The organism is Micromonospora sp. MP36 (assembly GCF_008119785.1).
Lineage (GTDB): Bacteria > Actinomycetota > Actinomycetes > Mycobacteriales > Micromonosporaceae > Micromonospora.
This window is the reverse complement of sequence record NZ_VSFA01000095.1, coordinates 1-18,569: the sequence shown is the minus strand read 5'-3', so window position 1 is coordinate 18,569 and position 18,569 is coordinate 1. Positions and strand designations below refer to the sequence as shown.

Here is an 18,569-nt window from a genome sequence, read left to right as displayed (position 1 = left end):
CTCGGCTGACGATGGGCAGCACTGCGGCGGATAGGATGCGCCGATGCAGGTGCCGTTTTGGCAGTGCAGCATCGATCGGGCCGGGGACACCAGCGCTGTCAGGCTGTCCGGAGAACTTGATCTGGCCGCCGACCGGGAGGTGCGGGAGGCGCTCACCGGCGAGCTTCAGCGGCCGGACGTGACGCGCATGCTCACCGACATGTCAGAGGTCACCTTCATCGACTCGACCGTGCTCTCCACGCTCGTCTACGCCTGCAACGCCGCTCACAAGGCGGGCCGCCCGTTCGTCGTTTCGCCCAGCCGATGGGTGCGGCGACTTCTGGAGGTCACCGGGCTGTCTTACCTGCTCGACCCGGCGGACGGGTAACCGGCATCTCCGCCGGCATCGGCGCCGCAACGGGACCGGAAGCCTACGAGTACTCCCAGCCGCGGCGGTTGTGCGCTCGGCACCACCCTTACCCGTTGCCTCGTTCCTGGCCTGCACGATGCGGCCCCATGCTCAGCTCCCTCGGCAGGTTGCACTGATAGATCGCCGGTTATGCCTCCAATGCCGACAGAAGGAGCTCCGTGATCATCGTGGGCCGCGTGACCATCGCCAGGTGATCGGCGTCCCGGCTCCGGACCAGGTACCCGCATTCTGCCGCCTGCTCTGCCACGGGCTGGTACGCGGCGCTCAGCTGGAGGTAGATGTGTCTGGCGGAGTTCCACGCCCCGCCCGGTTCGGGCAGCACCTCGGCGACGACCTTCCACGGCAGCTCGGGTGAGCCGCGCAGCACCTGGCGCCGCTGGCCGGGGTCGGGCAGGAGGCCGTCGAGGGAGCCGGCGGGGAACCAGGTGTCCCACGTCGGCAGCCGGCCCGACCCCGCCATCGACCGCAGCCACGTGGCCCGCTCCGGCGGCACTGATCCAACCCAGATGGTGCCCGGATGCGGCAGGCGGGCGTCCAGGAAGACGACGTCCAGCCGATCACCGCCGACCGCATCGGCGATGCCGGGCAAGTAGGCGCCCGCGCGGCTGTGGCCGACGACGACGGTGGGCGCACCGGGGGCGACGCTGGCGGCCGCTGCCGCGCAGACCGCCGCGTGGAAGGACGGCGCCTCGACCAAGGGGCGGAGGTCCAGTGCGGCAACGCGCCAGCCCGCCGCTTCGAGGTGCGGGCGCAGGGAGTCCCACATCGCCGGGGTGAGGAGCGGACTGTGGACGAGGAGCATCGTCGGTGCGGCTCCGCGCACTGCGGACCTCCGGGATCAATCGTTGAGCGGCGTTATGGACCTGCGCCCGTTCGCTGCTGGTGCGCCGCTCATGTCCTGGTGAAGCCGAGAGCGCGGTAGCCGGGCATGCGGCGTTGGAGCGAGGCGGCGAGGATTGGGACGTTCTGGTCGTGGTAGTCGTGGACTTCGGCGCTGTCTTTGCCAGGTGCCGCACGGACGACGCGTCCGGCGCATTGGATGAGCAGGCCGTCGAAGGAGATCGGGGCGGCGAGGAAGAGGGTGTCGAGTGCTGGGGCGTCGAAGCCTTCGCCGATGAATGGGGTGGTGCCGATGACGAGCACTCCATCGCCGGGTTTGGTGTCGGCGAGTCGGTGGACGGCGGCGCGCCGGGCGGTGGTGGACATGCTGCCCTGAAGCACCAAGGCGGTATGGCCGTGCTCGGCCAGTAGGGTTGCGAGGGCATCGAGGTGGGCGACCCGCCGGGTGAGCACGAGGCAGTTGCGTCCGCGGGCCAGCGCGTCCGCGATGTCGTTGGCGATCTGCGTGTTGCGGACCGGGTCGGTGACGAGCGCGCGGTGGACCTCGGCGAGGGCGCTTGGAGCGGACAGGTTGAGGTCCTCGCAGCGGAATCCGGTCTCGTGTACGTGTAGCACGCGTCTGGGCCCCGCGTGCGCTGTCCCGGCGTCCATGAGGGTGCCTGGTTCGTCGTGGGCCAGGATGTGACGGACGGGCCCGAGTTGCCAGGTAACGAGTTCGCTGAGTCCGTCGCGGCGGGTGGGTGTGGCAGTGAGGCCTAACCAGAACTGGGCGCCGATGCGTTTGACGGAGTGGTCGTAGGCGGCTGCGGCGAGGTGGTGACACTCATCGACGATGACTTGCCCGTAGCCTTGCGTGAGTTCGGCAATGTCATCGCGGCGGGCGAGGGTGGGCAGCATCGCGATGTCCACGACGCCGGTGAGCTTTCGGCGACCGCCACCGACCTGGCCCGGCTTGGTACCCAGGAACTGTTCGATGCGGGTGCGCCACTGCTCGGCCAGGGCCTTGCGGTCGAGCAGGATCAGGGTGGACGTGGCGCGTTCGGCGATCATGGCGCAGGCCATGACGGTCTTGCCGGATCCGGGGGGAGCGACGAGTACGCCGTCGTCGTGGGCGAGCATCGCGCTGACCGCGACGGTCTGCTCGGGTTTGAGCTGTGCGGTGAAGTCGATGTCGATCTCGTTGCCGGGGTTGCGGGCGTCGGTGACGGCCAGGCGTGACCCGGCGCGTTCGACGATCTGGGTGACGCTGTGACGCAGGCCGCGAGGGAGGATCAGGTGGTCGTCGATGGTGATGTCGTAGCCGCGGACGAAACGAGGAGTGTCCCAGGTGGACTTGCGTAGCCGTTGCAGTTCGTAGAACTTGGGGTTGGCCATCGACGCGGCGTGCTTGAACGTCGACAACGCGGCCGGGGTGAGCTGTGCTGCGTCCAGGCGCAGCCCGGCGCCGAGTTCCGCGTGCACGACCGGGGGCAGTGGAGGCTGGACTTTGGTCGCGTCCGAGCGGCTCATTGTAGCGACCTCGTTGCCGACCATCGCCCGCTTGGCTTGTCGGGCGACGCGTTGCGCGTCGCCGGGGCTGAGCCGATCCAGGGTGGACAGGAATGCCCACTGGTCCTCGTACGGTTCGAGGGTGGCCAGGTCGAGAAACACGGTCAGGCCGTCGCGCCGGCGGCGGCCCTGCAACGGCGCGGCGATGAGGTTGCCGAATCCGCCCTCGGGCAGGACATCCTGGTTCGGGAACAGCCGGTCGTAGGAGCGTAGGTCCATGGAGCCGCGCAGCACCATGGCCTCGTGGATCAGCGCGGTGCCGACTGACCGCGCGACCGCAGCCGGGATCTTGTCGGTGAAGAACACCCACACGTGCGCGCCGCGCCCCGATTGGGAGAGTTCCAGCGCCGCTGGCACGCCGCTGCCGCGGGCGGCCTTGCTGTAGGCCAGCGCGTCGAGCATCGCCGCTGGGCCGTCGAAGTCGGCGACCAGGAAGTGACAGGTGTTGTCGGTCAGCAACGGATAGAGGCCGATGAACGCGTCGCCGATGAGATGCCGGCCGAGGACGTCGGCGGTCAGTGGCAGATGGTTGGCTGCCCGGCGGTCCATGCCCTTGCGCCAGCCGCCGGCAACCGCGGGCATCCATCCGGCATCGCCAGTGCGGCGGTTCTCCCAGCGGACCGCGTGCACGTCGGTGCGGGCGCGGAACCGGTCGGCGTACAGGGCAAGCTTGTCCTGCACCGGCGAGGCCATCGCCACCAGACCGGGCGCTGGAACGGCGAGCTGCTCCGCCGCCGGTGTCGTGTCCTGACCACGCAACTCCAACAGGCGCGACAGGCGGGCATTCTCCGCCCGTAGCCGCTCCAGCTCACGCCTGAGCCGATCGACCTCGCTCGCCGCGACCGCATCGACCGGACCTGCTGGCGCATCGTCCCACGGCGCTGCCGCGGCGGGGGCATGGCTCACGTTGCGTCCGCTGCCTCACGCGGCCGGTGGGCGGTGACGAGCCTGCGGTAGTTCGGGTGCGGTCGGGTCATCTCCTCGACCAGCCCGTAGCGCTGGCACAGCGCGAGGCTTCGATGGTTGTCCTGATGGATGACCGCGAAGACGCGGGCGTCGCGTGGTGGGACCCGGGCGGAGACGTCGGTCATCACGGCGGACATAAGCACGTCGCTGGCGCGTTCGCCGGTGCTGAATCGTCGGCCCTGCCAGGCCCTGGCGACGGCGATGACCTCCAACTTGGTGGCGTCGAACTGCGCGGTGGGGCTTTCGATGACCACCCGCTCGTGGGCGGCCACGCCGAACAACTCCTCGGTGGCGGTGGCGAACGCCAACAGCAGGCGTGGGTCGCCGCTGGTGGCGTGCGGGTCGAAGGTCCAGTCGGTGAGCTGGGTTCGGATGAACTGTTCGACCTCGACCTGCCAGTCCACCTGTGGGTCTGCGCACGCGAATGTGCTGAGCAGGCTTCGGTCGGCTGGTTGACCTGACCGGATGCGCCACTCCGGCTCGGTCATGCCTCGATCCGCACCGGCACGAGAACGCGCAGGGGCTCGGGCTGGCCGCGCAGCAGGCGCTCGTCGGCGGCGGTGATGTGTCGGACGCGAGGATCGCGGCGACCGAAGGGACTGAAGGTGTCGTGTGCCTGAAGGTTATTGATGTCGATGGCGGGCAGCGCCTCGACGACGGCGCTGGCGGCGTCGAGCTTGTCCATCACCAGGGCGAGCAGTTGGCCGACCTTGTCCCGTCGGGCCGCGACGGCCATCCACCGCGGCACGATCGTGGTGGGCCCGCTGACCAGCACAAGGAGCACATATCCCTCGTGGACCTCGGTGATCCGCCCGGCGATCGTCTCGACGAGCGTCGCGAGTGCCGACTCGCCACCACGTAGCTCCTCGGTACGGCGAGCGAGTTCCTTGACCACGTCCGCCAGAGCCGTGGGTGCGTTGTCGGGCAGGGTGCCCGCCACGACGCTCTCCGCATCATGTGCGGGCATGTCCGCCAACATCGTCTGCAGCCGCATGAACTCCGGTCCGGACTCGAGCTCTTCGGCTGCCCGGGCCAGCCGGCCGGCGGCGTCGCGGACCCCTCGCCGGGCAAGGCGGGCTGCCTCGACGTTGAGCGAGCTGAAGATGGTCATCTGGCCGCCGAGGCGCTTGCCGCTACGTCGGGTGACGCGGACTCCTGCTGTCGCCCACTCGTGCGCCCGCAGCGTGCGGAACGGTCCCTCGACGGCGGCCGGCTCGCCAGGCTTGAAGGCGTGCACGACCCGGGTCCTGTCCACCACCGGCCAGAGTGTGATCGTCATTCACCCAGCATACCACCGAGACGTCGAAACAACGCCTCATAACAGAGTGGGCTCTTGATGCGGCAACTCGGGGAGCAGGCCCGGAGCATGGCGGCGTTCCGCACGCGTCGGGGCATACCTGGTTCATCCCAGTTCATCATGCTTCGAGCATATTTCGGCACGTGCGGGAACGTGCCCCTGGTGATGATGGCAGCCCTCAAGGCAGCGAGGTCGATCCCGACCCGAGGCGGATCTCGTCGCGGTTGCGAGGTACTGCCTTGAGAGGGTGTCCGATCATTGGGCTGAGTGGTGCTGCGCGGAGCGGTAAGCGTCGTCGGCCACCGGTGGCTCTCGGCCATCGGGAGCGACGTGGCCGATGGTATCGCCTCCTCCGGTTTTCACCGGCATGACACAACCTTCACGATCGAGCGGTGAACAGGCTATCCGTCCGCTTGTTCCGGCTGCCCTGCCTGCCCGTCCCCGTCCCCGTCCAGTGCCGATGCCGGCACTACCTGCCCGAGTTCAACTACCGGCGGTCGTCAACGCTGCTGAGCTTCTGCTGGGGATGGCTGTCCCCTCCCGCTGCGGCCGAGTGACCGCGCAGCACCTCCTACTGGGGCTGGGCTGGCAGCCGGGACACCGCCTCGGCATCCGGCCGCACCAAGGGGTGCTCGTTATTGCCTCGGCTGGCGACGGCCGGCACAGGGTAGGTAGCCGAGGTGAGCTACCTCTACCGGCTTCCGTCCGACGTATGTGCGGGATTGGGTATGGCGAGCCGGTGTTGCTGGCCGCGCTCGTCGCCCATGACCTGGTTGTTGTGCACCCGGTCGGCGCTGTCGCTCGGCTGCTCGCCGATCTGCACGTCGAGGTGGCGGGAGGCGACCGTGTCTGCTGATCCCGCCACGGTTGCCGCAGCGCTGCAGGTCCTGGCCCATCTCGGCGTCACCCTGGCCGACCTTCAATCCGACACCGGCGCGCCGGCCGCTCTGCCAACGGTCGCCGAGTACCTGCCCCGCGTTGTCGCGGCGGCTGGTCCCGGCGCGAGACGGACCTACGGCACGTACTGGGAGCGCATGGCCACCGCGTGGGGTGATTGGCCCCTGAACCGCGTCGCGGCCAGTGACATCGAGGCGATGAAACAAGACATGATCGCTACGGCGCGATCGCGGCGTAACAGCCGCAACGGTCGGCACGCTGGCGAGCATGTCATCGCCGCCGCCCGCGCTTTCTACCGCCGGGCTGTCGCTGACGGTCTGATCGACGCGTCGGCCAGTCCTGCCCACCGCGTCGCCAAGCCCCGCCGCCTCCCGAGCACACGCCGCGCCTTGACACCGTACGAGTTGGAGGAGATCAACGCGGTGGCACGGACCAGCGGCAACGATGTCATCCTCGACGCCCTCCTGCTGCGCCTGCACACCGAAAGTGCCTACCGGCGCGGCGGGGCCCTCGCCGTGCGGCTTGTCGACCTGGACCGCCGCAGCGGGCTCGTGCGCCTGGCCGAGAAAGGCACCGTGCGGTGGCAGCCGGTCAGCCTCGACCTCGCCGAGCACCTGTACGAACACGCCCACGGTCGCGGCGCCGTTCTGCCCACCGACCAGCTGTTGCGCTACCGCAACGGCCAGCCGATCAGCAGCCGCCGCTACGACCACCTGTGGAAACGCATCGGCGACCGCCTGCCCTGGGTCGCCGCCCAGGGCATCTCCACCCACTGGCTGCGCCACACCACCCTCACCTGGGTGGAACGCCACTTCGGCTACGGAGTCGCCCGCGCCTACGCCGGCCACACCGACAGCCCCGGATCCTCCACCACCACCTACATCAAGGCCGACCTACACGCGGTCGCTGACGCCCTGTCGGCGATGACCGGCCAACCACACCCACTCGCCACGATGGAAGAAACCCAGGCCGCCTGGCCGGCGGCCACTCGCCGTTGATCGACTGTCTCGGACGAGATCCTGTCGCTTCGTGTGGATGGTGGGGGAGCAGACCCCTGGATCCCGCCGCACGAAGCGGCCGGTCCGGCCGAAAGCCTCTGGGGATGAGCGACACCGGCCCGACTGGGCCCCTCCTCCCAGCAGGAGGCTGAGGAAGTGTGAAACTATCGAGGGTGGCCGAAGTCTTGGACTGAGTGACGGGAGTTGCGGATGGATAGCGCGAACGGCGAGTGGACTCCCGGTGACGTTGCTGCCATGATCGGCAACCCTTTCTATGCCGTGAATATCGACCCTGACCTGGCTGTCGCGCACAATCCGATTATTTCCGAGGAAGAATGGGTCGCGGCGAACGCGAGACTGATCGACGATCTTGGCCCAGAACCGTATCTGCGTAATCTTCTGGCTGTTCTCAAGGGCACGTACCCGAGAGGATGACAACTCCATCACCCCCTTGAAATGGTGCGCCCCCGCTGTCGCTGGCGCCTCGCGGCGCGAACTCCAGTACAGGCTCTGCCTGTCGGAGGCGCCCTACTTCCTGTCCCGATTGGCAAGTGCATTGTCATCGGCGCAGGCGGATCGAGTTGTTTGCTTAAGTGGTGCCACACGGCAGTTCATGCCTGTAGTGTTACGCATCGTAAAGTGCTAGGCTTAACGCATGAGCACCCGTTTGTATAACGGATGCTACATGGGAGTGTGCAAATCCCCTCGGACACATCATTACCACATATCGATCATGGGTAGAGCGGGTTGACCTGCGCGGATTCTCCTGTGGTCGGTGTGCAGTTTCCTTGATTGCACACAATGGTGATCTTGTTTCTCTGTAGGAACGCGGCGAGATCGCGCGGGCGCCAAGCGTCGCTGGCGAGGCCAGCGTGGTCGGCGAGTCTTGCGATGATGTTGTCTTCTCTGACGTAGAAGATCTTGTGGCGGTGGTTGGTGGGCCGCTGGGCGCTGGTGTGGCCGTGGCGGCATCGGTAGCCGGGGCGTTGATTGACCCAGTGCGACTCCATCTTTCGGCCGCACGCTCCGCAGCGCAGTAGTCCGGTGAACAGGTAGTTGCGCGTCGTCCCGTCGTCGGCGGTTCGGTGGGAGCGGACGGCCTGGGTGGCGACGAAGTCCTGTTCGCTGACCAACGCGGCGTGAACCCGTTGCTTGGAGATCACCCAGTCCGCGGTCGGGTTCCGTCGGATGGGTTCTCGGTCGGGGTGGCTGGCATTGGTGTCGGTGTGCGCGGGTTGCCGGTTCCAGACCTGCCGGCCGGTGTAGCGGGGGTTGGCGAGGATCGCCGCGACCGTTCGCAGGGTCCACCGGTCGCCGCTGCGGTGGGGATTGCGGTCGGGATCGATGCCCGACGGGCAGGGTATGCCGGCGTCGTTGAGGGCACGCGCGATGCTGGCGAGACTCCGGCCAGCCAGGCGTTGGGTGAACATCCACCGCACGTGTCCGGCCGTGGCCGAATCCGGTTCGAGGCGCCGAAGCCGGCGACCCCAGCGGGCGTGCGCGGCGTTCGGATGAGGGCCGGCGTCGACGAGTCGGTAGCCGTAGGGCGGCCGGCCACCGAGATACCGTCCCTGCTCCCGCGCTTGGGCCCGCATCGCGGTGACGACCCGGAACCGGGCGCGCTGGACCTCACGTTTCGACTGGGCGCCTAGCATCATGATCAGCGCTTGGTGGGTGGGGTCGTGGTGATCGACCGGCCCGTCCGTCTCGGGTAGCCACAGCTGCACACCGTGCTGTTCGAGCACGGGCGCCAGGTGCTGCAGTTGGTTGGCGGAGAACGCCCGTTCGTACTCGCCGACCACGATCGCGTCGAACCCGCGATCTGGGTCGTCGAGCGCGGCCAGCAGCGCGGCGGCCTGAGGGCGCTGCTGCCAGCCGCGGCGGCGGGAGCAGCCGACGTCGAAGTACTCGGCGACGATTACCCCGTGCCCGGCGATGAGCTCGGTGGCGCAGTCCCGCTGCCAGTGCTGGGACGTCACCCGGTCCTGGTGCTCGACGGTCGACATCCGGCCGTAGAACGCAAACCGCAGACCACCGCGCGGTCGGGCGGGCGGCTGTGCGCTGGCTTGCGGCTGGCTGCTGAGCCATCGGCTCAGGGGATCTTCGACATCGTCACCCTGGTTGTCCCACACGCCCCCCCTTCCTACGAGGAATCCTCGCGCCCGAGTCGGACAGGAAGTCCGCCCGCACTGGTTGGACAGCGACCTTCGTCGACGAGCGATGCCTGCAGTCCTGGCTAGCACGTGCGGCTGCAGGGGGCTCGGCGTGCAGGACCGGACGCGTTCGCTGATCACCCTCGCTGTTCAGGCGGCGTTGACAACGCGGCCATGCAGCACGGCTATCCGGTCTGGCGCTCGCGGACGCCAGCAACCGCCATGGGCGGCGGTGGACGCGTATCGATAGGGGCAACGTGGCCGGTACGGACCTCGGCTGACGCGTGACCTGTGGCGGCGCGCCCAGCTCCGTGGGCTGCGGTTTGAAAGCGGTCGTGCCGCGGACGTCCCGGCAGGCCCGACCGGGTGATCACCTTGGGTGATGTGGGTGACCGTATTCGTCCACCGTTGGCGCATCGTCCTTACCGCTCGTGTTCGGTCTTGACGCCGAAGTTTTGCGATCTTAGCTTTTCGTTTAAGTGCGCCCTTGGGGCCGGATGACGAGGCCCTGAGTTCGCTCGCTGCGCACAACGATTTCCCGGATGTCCCGGTTGTCGATCAGCTTCTCAAGTACTCCGATGACGTGCAGGAAATCGCAGCCGCCGCGGGGGTCGATCCGGCGACCGTCATGGCACTGCTAATCAAGGAGAGCAGCCTCCGCACGATGGGAGGCGGTGCTGCCAGAACTTACGAGTCGGGCCAGGTCGTGCTGGACAAGCTCGGCGTGTGGTCGGCATTGGTCGGGCATGGTCCTTCGATCGGTCTTTGCCAGATGCAGGAAAAAACCTTCAAGGCGACTGCGGACAAATACCCGGGGGTCTTCGAGGGCAGGTCCTGGAACGAGATGATCTACGATGACGAACTTGCCATCACCGCTATGACATATCAGGTCAAGATGCTGCAGGAAACTGCGGAACAGCACCAGAACAACAGCGTGTTGACGACCGATCAACTAGTGGCTGTCGGTTACAACCAAGGTCCTGAAAAGATGGTCGGCATGATGTCTTCCGGAAAACTCAACGAGGATGCGCAGAACTACGTGTACGGCCAGGACATCAGGCCTGGTTATTCGGACTTCAGATCTATCACAGAGTTTGCCTGGGGTGGCTGGATGAATACCTTCGACCCACGTTGGCTGATAGTGTAGCTAAGTGGCCAGCGTTTATCGGGCCCGCGCCGTCCAGCGGACGGCGCGGGCCGCTCACCTCCCAACGGTATGGTTATCGGTGCTCTGCCTGCTTGCCGTCTCCGCCCTCGCTGCTTGCGGTACAGGGGAGCGAAAGGCTCTCGCGGACCTTGAGCGGTGCTCGTCAGGTGTCAGCGTCGAGGGTTACCGGAAGGTCGACTCGTATCCGGAAAGGGCGTCCTGGAATGTTGCGTACGTCGGAAATCCGAACGGCGATCCGCTCAAGCTCCTGTCCGGGCATGCCGTCGATGTCGCCGCCATGGACGAGGTGCCTGCTGGACCTTTCGTGCTGATCGGTAAGGGCAGGGTTGCTCAGGCTGGCAGCGAATGCGTGTTTTTCGTCGAGCGCTGGGGTGTGCCGAATGGTCCAACAGTGGTGAATGTGGATCAGGCGACGTCGGACAATATCGCGAACGGCACCGAAAGACTCCTGCTCCTCTCCTTCGTGTCTCCCAAATAGCAAGGCGTACGTATGTCGCGGGGTGGTGAGTCCTTCGGTCGGGCCGGAAATCGTGGTCGAAAAAAATTCTGTACACAGGAGCAACAGTGCAACGCTGTCGACAAGTCGACGTACCTGCGGGCTAGTTGTTTCTGCGTTGGTGCTCCCTGGCCGACGACGGATTGATGTCACCGAAAATGCGAAGGCGGTCCGACCTCAGTAGTCGGCATGGCGACTGGCGGCCGCTGCGAACGCGATGAGCGCGTTCGCAGCGGCGGCCCCTCGTAGCGGCTGCCCTGGTGGTAAATGTTGCCGTACAGCTCGTACATTGCCGCGCTACGGACCTCGGCGTCGGATGACCGCAGATCACGGATGAGGCCAGGCACGTCCTCGGCACTTCCGTACGCGTGCGTCAACGACGCCCAGTCGATGCTGTCCAGATCAAGTCGCACCCGCCGCATTCTCCATGAGGTGGGCCCACCATGGGGTACCCCTCGCCGGGTGCACCTCGACCCCGCGGGAACATCCGGCCGACGTGGGCCGGTTGCCTAACGGGTCGCGGATGCCGAAACCGATGCCGTACGTACCCTGACCGGCGGCAACTGCCATTATTTCACCCGACTGCTGACCCTGATCGACAAGGTCCCACCGATCCGAGGCATCCGCGGGCGTCCCCGACAACGACCAACGAGCTCTACGCCGACTGCGGCGCGGGGGTCTCATTGGGTTTCGTCGACTTGCGTCGATGTACTAGATCAATATCGTTGAAAGCGATCCAGAAACTCGTCCACCAGGTGCGGCTTGGTGTCATCCATTCGGGTCCGAATCCCCGAGGTGAGGCCACCCGACTGGCCGCCACACGTATAGATCAGCGGAACCGGTGGCCGGTCCGGGTAGCGCAGTACGAACGAATACTCGTGGCTGTACCCGTTCAAGAGGCAGACCTCGCCCATCGGCTCGGGAGCGGCATCTGGCCACCAGCCGCTGTGCCGGCGCTGCCACTGCCGCCAGGCCTGGTTGCGGCTGGGTAGTCGGTTGAGTAGTGAGGCGAAGTCGGCGGTCTCGCCACGCAGCACCCGCTGACGTGGCGGATCCGCCATCCCGGGACGCGGGGTATGTAGCGCCGTGGGTGTGGTGCACAGCAACACCTCCGTGGCGCCGGGCGGCACGAGGGGGCCAGGGGTGTCGACGAACTGGCGCCGCTCCTCGATGATCGGGCAGCCATCCGGTCCGAGTGGAATCTCATACGGATTGCCAGTCACGGCCGGCCAGGGCGACGCGGTGCGGCGGACCCAGGCGATGGCGACCGCGCCGGCGGCCATCGCGACCACGGTCACAACGACGACCAACCAACACCCGCGCGAGTTCCAGTGGGCCACTGGCCACCTCCAGCTCTGCAAATTTCAGCGAGGCTAACCTGACGATCCAGGGAATCTGGTGCAGCGGCAGCCCACACTGGACTGACTACCGCCGTGAGGCTCCGCCAAACGGAGGAACTCCTTGTCGCTGCGGGTCTCGGGCAGGTGACGGAGGAAGGGCTACCGGGCGAAGTCCTGTAGCCCGGCCGCTATCCATCCGGGTCGCAATGCTGAGGTGGTGGGTAGAAGCGTCGGTGAACCGGAGGGATGAACATCAGGAACAGGACGACGATCGCGGCGCCCACGAGCAGCGGAGGTCCCAGCCGGTCGCAGATGAGGACCCACGCTGGCGCAAAGGTATGCCGAGGCGCGATGTTGTTCGGGTCGTCAAGATTTCCCGTGAAGGAATTCCTGCCGTTGATGAACTGCAGGCCACAGCACAGCGCAAACGGGGCAATCAGCATGCTTGCCGTTACATGTGCCCACTTTCTGCCGCGCACGAGCCCCACAGTCGACAGAAGCAGGCCCACCACAGCGAGGCCGGACACTACCAAGGCCAGCTGGTCAAAGAGCGTGAGGGCGAGATCTGCCAGGCCGTTCCGATTGGCAGCCACCTCCGGAGGCGCGTAGTACACGGCACCCCAATGCGTGAGGTCATAGCTGATCGTCGCGGCGTTGAGCACCAGGCCGCACACCAGCAGACTGATCGCGACCAGCGGTGCGAACACGGGCCATCGCGAGGTCGAGGCCACAGCAAGCCTCACCGGCGGCATGCGCTACCGAAGATCACCAATGAACCATACCCAGTCCGCGCTGGGTGTCAGCAGTCCGTCGACTGCCGGGGTGAGTGACAAGCGGATCGGCTGGGGTCGCCGCAGCCGCACGTCTTCGTTGACCGTGATCGGCCATGAGGCCCACATCACCGTCGATGATCACCAGGTTGTGCGAAAGGCTCAGGCACCTGCCTGCTTCCGCATCCTGCTTGGACAGCCCGGCGGCAGAGACCTCTCACCTCGTGCGCTCTACGACGCAGCGCCGCGCCGGTAGACATACTGTTCGCGGACCTCCGGGTCGCTGGTGTAGCTGGCCAGGGTGAGGGTCGCGCCATCGGCGTACACGTGGAGGAGGCGAACCCCGAAAGATCGCCGGCCGGCGACGAGCTTGATGTCCAGCTGGACGTCGTTCTTCACGACCTTCCAGGTGCCGGTCGACGGCAGCGGTTCGTGGCGCAGGTCGACCCGGAGCGGCAGCAGCTTTTCGCTGCCGACGTACGCGAAGCGTAAGTCCTGCGCGGCGTAGGTGCCGTCGCCGTTCAGCGTGAGGATCGAGCCGTGCTGGTCCTTCCACTGCCCAGCCAGCCTCGCAGGATCGGCTATCACCGATATCCCGAGCGGCTTGCGCTTAGGAGCCAGGTGAGCGCAGGAATCGCAGCGCACGTAAGAGCCTGGTAAATAAGGGTTTCCGGTTCCGGCGGGCCCGGTGGAGATCGCCAACCGTGACGGCGGCCGGCGTGGTGGCGTGACATGGGGAAGGGCCTCCGGTACGAGCAAAGGCGACTAAACCAGCACGACCGAAGGCCCAACCCTGTCTGTATACCTTGTCGCCGGCGTCGCCGCATCCACCACCCCGGCCACTCTCGACGATCACCTGCCCACCGCCCGCGGCAAACAGAAGGCGATCGTGGCCACCGGCAACGCGGTTCTGGTCGTCGTGTACCACCTGCTGTCCGACCCTGCTGTCCGCTTCCGTGACCTCGGCGCCGACTATCTTGATACGCGCATCGACAAACAGCGCAGGGCCCGCAACCTGGCCGCACAACTCCAGGCCCTCACCGGTCAAAAGATCACCATCCGTGACGGCAAGGCTCTCATCGCCGAACCCGAAGCCGCCTGACCTCATCCATCCACAACACCCGGCTCCGCTACGCTCCGCCGGGTGCTGCCGCCTGCCCACTCACTATTCGATTTTCGGGTCTGATGGTTAGGGTGGCGCCGGCCCGATCTTATGGGCCCTCTGGCCGAAAGCCCCCGGCTAGAGCGGCCTCGCGCAGTTCTTTACGCCGCCCGCCGGCGACGAGGACCTCCGTGATGACCAGGCTGGCACAGACAGCCGCCAGCAGGCCGAGCGCTACTACCGCCGAAAGCTGGCCAGCGGCCGGGATGAGCGCCACCAGCAGCGCTACGGTAATCAATCGTGGCCAGATAACCCGTCCGAGCAGGCGCGTGATCCGTAGTTGGAAGCCGGCGTGGGAGAGCAGGAACAGGGCCGCGCCACCGTAGAGGGCGTGGAGCCCCAGGCTCTCCAGTCGCGCGGTCGAATGGTGTAGTTCGTTGTCTTTGATGATCGTCACCACTTTGTGCAGTCCGAGGGCGAGCAGCATGATGCCGGCGATCATCGGCAGGTGCAGATAGCTGTAGGCGTCGCGGGCGTAGGCGACCCGGCGCTGGACGGGGTTCTGGATCAGCGTCCGCTCGGCGGCGATCGCGACGACGTCGAAATAGGTCCAGCCCAATGCGGCGGCGGTGACGATGGCGAAGACGAGGGCCGCGATGAGCGATCCAGTCATCGGCACGCCGCTGCTAGTCAGGCCAACCGCTATGAGCGACTCGCCAAGGGCGACGAGCATGATGAGGCCGTGCCGCTCCGCCCAGTGCCGGGCCGAGATGATGTGCAACCCCCACGACCGCAGCAGCAGGGCGCGGACATAGTCGATGATGATGGCGAGCATCCAGAGCCCGGTCTGGCTCGCCTTGACCAGCCACGGGTCGTGGAACAGTCGCTGCGGCACGACGGCGGCGCAGAACAGAAGGACGGAGGCGACAAACAATGGTGCGGCGATCAGCAGGACGATGCGCGGCCTCGTGTCTGGAATGGCGTACCAGCGCAGCGCCAGATGCACCAGCCGAACGACCACGAAGCACGCGACGAACACCACCGGGCCGGAGACAGCAGCGCCCGGGAGGCCGGTGAATGCCTGCCGGACCGCCACCGCCATCACAAGGGTGACCACCGTCACAAACAGCAGCGCGATCCGGATCAGCCCGACCCGGGCTTGGAGGCTGTTGCCCAACCAGGCATAGATGGACCACGTCGACCACAACAGGGTCAGCGCAAGCATCCCGTTCAGCACGCCGTGACTGGTGAAGTCGTCGTCCATCAACGCAACGACCTGGATGAACCCGAGGACGAACACAAGATCGAAGAAGAGCTCCACGCTGGTTACGCCGACGCCCTCGCGTAGCGGTCGAATGCCGCGCGGCGCCCGCGCTGACCTGCCATCGGACGCCCCGTCGTCCTCACTTACCACACGACAGAGTGTGGCAGCCGGCCACACCGAAGATGCCCGAATCACTGATCGCGGTCGACCTCGTCGCCGACGGCCCCCGCCCGACGGCGGGGGGCGCCCTGGGTCGCCGGCGGAGAGCCGCCGACAGCAACCCTGACAGCAACCACGCCGGACGGCAGCAGGGGCTTGACCCCTGATCCTGGACACGGGGTTTATGCGGCCGGGGCCAGCGTCGCTGGCGCTGGCCGGGTGCTCTTCTCGTAGGTGATCGGTGGCTGCTGTCCGAGCCGGGAGTGCCGTCGGAGGGTGTTGTAGCGGTGCATCCAGCGGAATGTGGTCAGCCGGGCTTCGCGTTCGTCGGTGAAGGCGCGGCGGCCTTGCAGGGTCTCGCGTTTGAGGGTGGCGTTGAACGACTCGGCGGCGGCGTTGTCGGCGGAGCTACCGACCGCGCTCATCGATTGCCGGACTCCGGCGGCCTGGCATTCGGCGGCGAAGGCCCGAGAGGTGTATTGAGCTCCGTGATCCGTGTGCATGATCGCCCCGTGCAGGTTGCCGCGGGTGCGCTGGGCGGCGTGGAGAGCGTCGATGACCAGGTCGGTGCGCATGTGCTCGGCGATCGCCCAGCCCGCCAGACGCCGGGAGTGCAGGTCGATGACGGTGGCCAGGTAGAGGAACCCGCGGTCACCCACCGGCAGGTAGGTGATGTCGGTGTGCCACGAACGCAGGAGAAGAGGTGCGCATGTTGAGGTAGGTGCCCTTTTCGAGTGCGGTGCTGCGCGATTGATGAAGGTATGGCCCTTCGGAGCCGCCCTGCGGGGGGAGGCTTCAAACCGCCACATGCTGCGTTGGCTGAAGACCGTCGTGGTGAGCGATGTGGAAAAGGCGTCGTGAGAGGCGTCAGGTGGGGACCAGGAAGGCGAGCGGAAGCGAATCGCTGAGGACGTGTCGAAAACCTATGAGATGGCATCGAAACTGGGGGTGTAGATATGGCTCCAGGACAAGTCTGGCGGAAACCCGTCTACTGGCCAGATGGTGCCCGGCATGGAGGCGACGCGAGCCTGGTCTGCTGCTTTCGCGTGGAACGTGGGAAAGCGAGTCCCGATAGTTCTGCCTTCGGGCAGGGAAAGGGAGCGTCCCGCAACGGCGGAAACCGTGAGGGATTGAGTACCGGGGCGGGGCTCGCTGGCGGACCGGCCTGTAGTAGTGATGAAGCCTCTGTAATGGAGGTGGAGCGAAGGGGCCGGGCTATCCGTGGCTGTGTTCGTTCGATCAACCAGGGGCAGTCCTGGGAGGAGTCGCGTGGACGAGCTGAAGTCGTCGAACAAGTCGTTTGAGATCTCGAAGTGGGAAGTATGGGAGGCATGGGAAAAGGTCAAGGCCAATAAGGGCGCGCCGGGAGTGGACGGCTGCTCGATCGATGAGTTCGAGAAGGATCTTCAGAACAACCTCTACAAGATCTGGAATCGGATGTCGTCGGGCAGTTATTTCCCGCCCCCGGTGCGGGCTGTGGAGATACCGAAACCGCACGGCGGAGGAACCAGGATTCTCGGAGTGCCCACCATCGCGGACAGGATCGCGCAGACCGTGGTCGCGGCCCGACTGGAGAAGCAGGTGGAGCCGAAGTTCCACCCCGACTCCTACGGGTATCGACCGGGGCGGTCGGCCCTGGACGCGGTCGGCAGGTGCCGCGAGCGCTGCTTCAAGACCGACTGGGTCGTCGATCTCGACATTCAGAAGTTCTTCGACAGCGTTCCCTGGGACCTCATGGTCAAGGCGGTCGAGGCCAACACCGACCAGCGTTGGGTAGTTCTGTATGTGGAGCGCTGGCTGCGGGCTCCGCTGCAACTGCCCGACGGAACCTTGCAGCAGCGAGACCGCGGGACTCCACAAGGGTCCGCGGTTTCGCCCGTGCTGGCAAATCTGTTCCTCCACTATGCGTTCGACATGTGGATGGCGCGGAAATTCCCTGCCGTCACCTTCGAACGCTACGTGGACGACGCGGTCGTGCACTGCGTCAGCGAACGCCAAGCCACGAAAGTGATAGAGGCGATCGGGAACAGGATGGAAGAGGTCGGGCTGCAGCTGCATCCGACCAAAACCCGGATCGTTTACTGCAAGGACGCGAACCGGCGTGGCTCATATGGGAACACGTCGTTCACGTTCTTGGGGTTCGACTTCCGTGTCCGCGCGGCGCGCAGCAAGCACGGGGTGACATTCCCGTGCTTTCTGCCCGCGATCAGCAAGGCGGCCCTGAAGAAGATCAGCACCGAGGTGCGCCGATGGCGCACCCACCGGCGCATAGGCCACACCTTCGCTCTACTCGCCCGGGTCATCAACCCGATCGTGCGAGGCTGGATGCAGTACTACGGAACGTTCTACCGCTCCGCGCTGCAACCCCTCCTACGGCGCATCAACGCCTACCTCGTGCGCTGGATCCGCAGAAAGTATAAACGGCTGGCCGGGTTCAACAAAGCCAAGCACTGCTTCCAGGGAATCACGCAGCGATACCCCAGAATGTTTGTGCACTGGCGATGGACCCGCGAGTTCTGGTGATCAGGGTGGCAAGAGCCGTGTAACGGGAGACTGTTACGCACGGTTCTGTGGGAGCCGGAGGGTGAGATTCCCTCCGGCTACCCGACCCGACGTAGCGCTGGTTGACGGCGGGGGCGGTGAAGTCCCGGCCGATCAGGTCCGGGGCCTTCGCCGCGGCCGGGTCCGGCACCGTCGTACGAGTTCGCCTGCGCAGCCGCAGCCCTTGCACGCCGAAGCGGCGCATCACCCGCGCGACCCGCTTCCGGTTGACCGCCAGGCCGGCATCGCGCAGTTCGGCGGTGATCCGCGGTGCCCCGTAGGTGCCATCATGCTCGGCGTGCACCGCCCGGATCCGGCCCACCAGGGCCACGTCCGCAGCGTCACGGGCCGCCCTGGCGGCGACGGTCGACTGCCAGTAGTAGTAGCTCGAGCGGGACACCCCGAGGACCTTGCACAACCGCTTCACGCCGTAGCGCTGCTGATGGTCGGCGACGAACTGGAAGCGGTTGATGGGACTACCTTTCTCACCTGGCACTTCTGGGGAACGCTCTAGCGGTTTGTCCCTTGAGGACTTTGGTGAGACGGCGTCCCCGGGAGTGACCGGTGGAGGCCCGACGCCCACGAGGGTGTTGTCCCGGGAGGACTGGTCCATCAGCACGG

Annotated in this window: 17 protein-coding genes and 3 pseudogenes; 9 read left to right on the top strand and 11 right to left on the bottom strand. The window is 66.4% G+C overall.

Annotated features, from left to right (window positions below):
- Positions 1 to 43 precede the first annotated feature (43 nt).
- Positions 44 to 367, top strand: coding sequence for an anti-sigma factor antagonist (locus FXF52_RS33510; protein WP_148803200.1), 324 nt, complete (start codon positions 44 to 46; stop codon positions 365 to 367).
- 169 nt (positions 368 to 536) lie between these two features.
- On the opposite strand, the gene FXF52_RS33505 is transcribed toward FXF52_RS33510, so the two are convergent.
- The 4 genes from FXF52_RS33505 to FXF52_RS33490 all read right to left on the bottom strand — a co-directional run bounded on the left by FXF52_RS33505 (position 537) and on the right by FXF52_RS33490 (position 5,042).
- Positions 537 to 1,211, bottom strand: coding sequence for an alpha/beta fold hydrolase (locus FXF52_RS33505; protein ID WP_148803198.1), 675 nt, complete (start codon positions 1,209 to 1,211; stop codon positions 537 to 539).
- Between the two features lie 89 nt (positions 1,212 to 1,300).
- Positions 1,301 to 3,703, bottom strand: coding sequence for a DEAD/DEAH box helicase (locus FXF52_RS33500; RefSeq protein WP_148803195.1), 2,403 nt, complete (start codon positions 3,701 to 3,703; stop codon positions 1,301 to 1,303).
- Complete coding sequence (locus tag FXF52_RS33495) at positions 3,700 to 4,251, bottom strand: hypothetical protein (RefSeq protein WP_148803193.1); 552 nt, start codon at positions 4,249 to 4,251, stop codon at positions 3,700 to 3,702. Before FXF52_RS33495 ends, FXF52_RS33500 begins: the two co-directional genes overlap by 4 nt.
- Complete coding sequence (locus FXF52_RS33490) at positions 4,248 to 5,042, bottom strand: hypothetical protein (protein WP_148803191.1); 795 nt, start codon at positions 5,040 to 5,042, stop codon at positions 4,248 to 4,250. Before FXF52_RS33490 ends, FXF52_RS33495 begins: the two co-directional genes overlap by 4 nt.
- Before the next feature lie 730 nt (positions 5,043 to 5,772).
- Here FXF52_RS33490 and FXF52_RS43495 point away from each other — a divergent pair.
- The 3 genes from FXF52_RS43495 (at position 5,773) to FXF52_RS33480 (ending at position 7,390) form a co-directional block, all read left to right on the top strand.
- Complete coding sequence (locus tag FXF52_RS43495; protein ID WP_255472617.1) at positions 5,773 to 5,916, top strand: hypothetical protein; 144 nt, start codon at positions 5,773 to 5,775, stop codon at positions 5,914 to 5,916.
- Positions 5,906 to 6,955 carry a site-specific integrase gene (locus tag FXF52_RS33485; RefSeq protein WP_255472615.1) on the top strand — a complete coding sequence of 350 codons (1,050 nt, stop codon included), beginning with the start codon at positions 5,906 to 5,908 and terminating at the stop codon, positions 6,953 to 6,955. The genes FXF52_RS43495 and FXF52_RS33485 overlap by 11 nt, the downstream gene beginning before the upstream one ends.
- 210 nt (positions 6,956 to 7,165) lie before the next feature.
- Positions 7,166 to 7,390 (top strand): hypothetical protein, encoded by a 225-nt coding sequence (locus FXF52_RS33480; protein ID WP_148803187.1) that lies wholly within the window; start codon positions 7,166 to 7,168, stop codon positions 7,388 to 7,390.
- 296 nt (positions 7,391 to 7,686) lie between these two features.
- Here the strand turns inward: FXF52_RS33480 and FXF52_RS33475 are convergent, their stop codons facing one another.
- The gene (locus FXF52_RS33475; RefSeq protein ID WP_148803186.1) at positions 7,687 to 8,961 is read right to left on the bottom strand and encodes a recombinase family protein; all 1,275 of its coding nucleotides are present in this window, start codon (positions 8,959 to 8,961) and stop codon (positions 7,687 to 7,689) included.
- A 634-nt stretch (positions 8,962 to 9,595) separates the two neighbouring features.
- Between FXF52_RS33475 and FXF52_RS33470 the strand changes: the two genes are divergently transcribed.
- The 3 genes and pseudogenes from FXF52_RS33470 to FXF52_RS43490 form a co-directional block, all read left to right on the top strand.
- Positions 9,596 to 10,255, top strand: coding sequence for a transglycosylase SLT domain-containing protein (locus tag FXF52_RS33470; RefSeq protein WP_148803184.1), 660 nt, complete (start codon positions 9,596 to 9,598; stop codon positions 10,253 to 10,255).
- Between the two features lie 4 nt (positions 10,256 to 10,259).
- Positions 10,260 to 10,754: a hypothetical protein gene (locus tag FXF52_RS33465; protein ID WP_148803182.1), complete on the top strand. Its 495-nt coding sequence runs from the start codon at positions 10,260 to 10,262 to the stop codon at positions 10,752 to 10,754.
- 567 nt (positions 10,755 to 11,321) lie between these two features.
- Positions 11,322 to 11,420: pseudogene (locus tag FXF52_RS43490) on the top strand (IS5/IS1182 family transposase); the annotation flags it as partial.
- A 68-nt stretch (positions 11,421 to 11,488) separates the two neighbouring features.
- Here the strand turns inward: FXF52_RS43490 and FXF52_RS33460 are convergent.
- From FXF52_RS33460 to FXF52_RS33450, 3 genes are all read right to left on the bottom strand, one after another.
- Positions 11,489 to 12,070, bottom strand: coding sequence for a hypothetical protein (locus FXF52_RS33460; protein WP_148803180.1), 582 nt, complete (start codon positions 12,068 to 12,070; stop codon positions 11,489 to 11,491).
- Positions 12,071 to 12,300: 230 nt separating this feature from the next.
- A complete protein-coding gene (locus FXF52_RS33455) occupies positions 12,301 to 12,819 on the bottom strand; it encodes a hypothetical protein (RefSeq protein ID WP_148803178.1) in 519 nt (172 codons plus the stop codon).
- A 294-nt stretch (positions 12,820 to 13,113) separates the two neighbouring features.
- Positions 13,114 to 13,527: a hypothetical protein gene (locus tag FXF52_RS33450; protein ID WP_148803176.1), complete on the bottom strand. Its 414-nt coding sequence runs from the start codon at positions 13,525 to 13,527 to the stop codon at positions 13,114 to 13,116.
- A 244-nt stretch (positions 13,528 to 13,771) separates the two neighbouring features.
- On the opposite strand from FXF52_RS33450, the gene FXF52_RS33445 reads away from it, so the two are divergent.
- On the top strand, positions 13,772 to 13,984 hold the full coding sequence (locus FXF52_RS33445) for a hypothetical protein (RefSeq protein ID WP_148803174.1): 213 nt from the start codon (positions 13,772 to 13,774) through the stop codon (positions 13,982 to 13,984).
- A 109-nt stretch (positions 13,985 to 14,093) separates the two neighbouring features.
- Here the strand turns inward: FXF52_RS33445 and FXF52_RS33440 are convergent, their stop codons facing one another.
- Both FXF52_RS33440 and FXF52_RS33435 read right to left on the bottom strand, forming a co-directional pair.
- Positions 14,094 to 15,305: a low temperature requirement protein A gene (locus tag FXF52_RS33440; protein ID WP_187413874.1), complete on the bottom strand. Its 1,212-nt coding sequence runs from the start codon at positions 15,303 to 15,305 to the stop codon at positions 14,094 to 14,096.
- 284 nt (positions 15,306 to 15,589) lie between these two features.
- Positions 15,590 to 16,099 (bottom strand): annotated as a pseudogene (locus FXF52_RS33435) (IS3 family transposase); the annotation flags it as partial.
- A gap of 577 nt (positions 16,100 to 16,676) precedes the next feature.
- On the opposite strand from FXF52_RS33435, the gene ltrA reads away from it, so the two are divergent.
- Complete coding sequence (gene ltrA, locus FXF52_RS33430) at positions 16,677 to 17,930, top strand: group II intron reverse transcriptase/maturase (protein WP_148803169.1); 1,254 nt, start codon at positions 16,677 to 16,679, stop codon at positions 17,928 to 17,930.
- Between the two features lie 85 nt (positions 17,931 to 18,015).
- Here the strand turns inward: ltrA and FXF52_RS33425 are convergent.
- A pseudogene (locus FXF52_RS33425) lies at positions 18,016 to 18,420 on the bottom strand (IS3 family transposase); the annotation flags it as partial.
- Positions 18,421 to 18,569 lie beyond the last annotated feature (149 nt).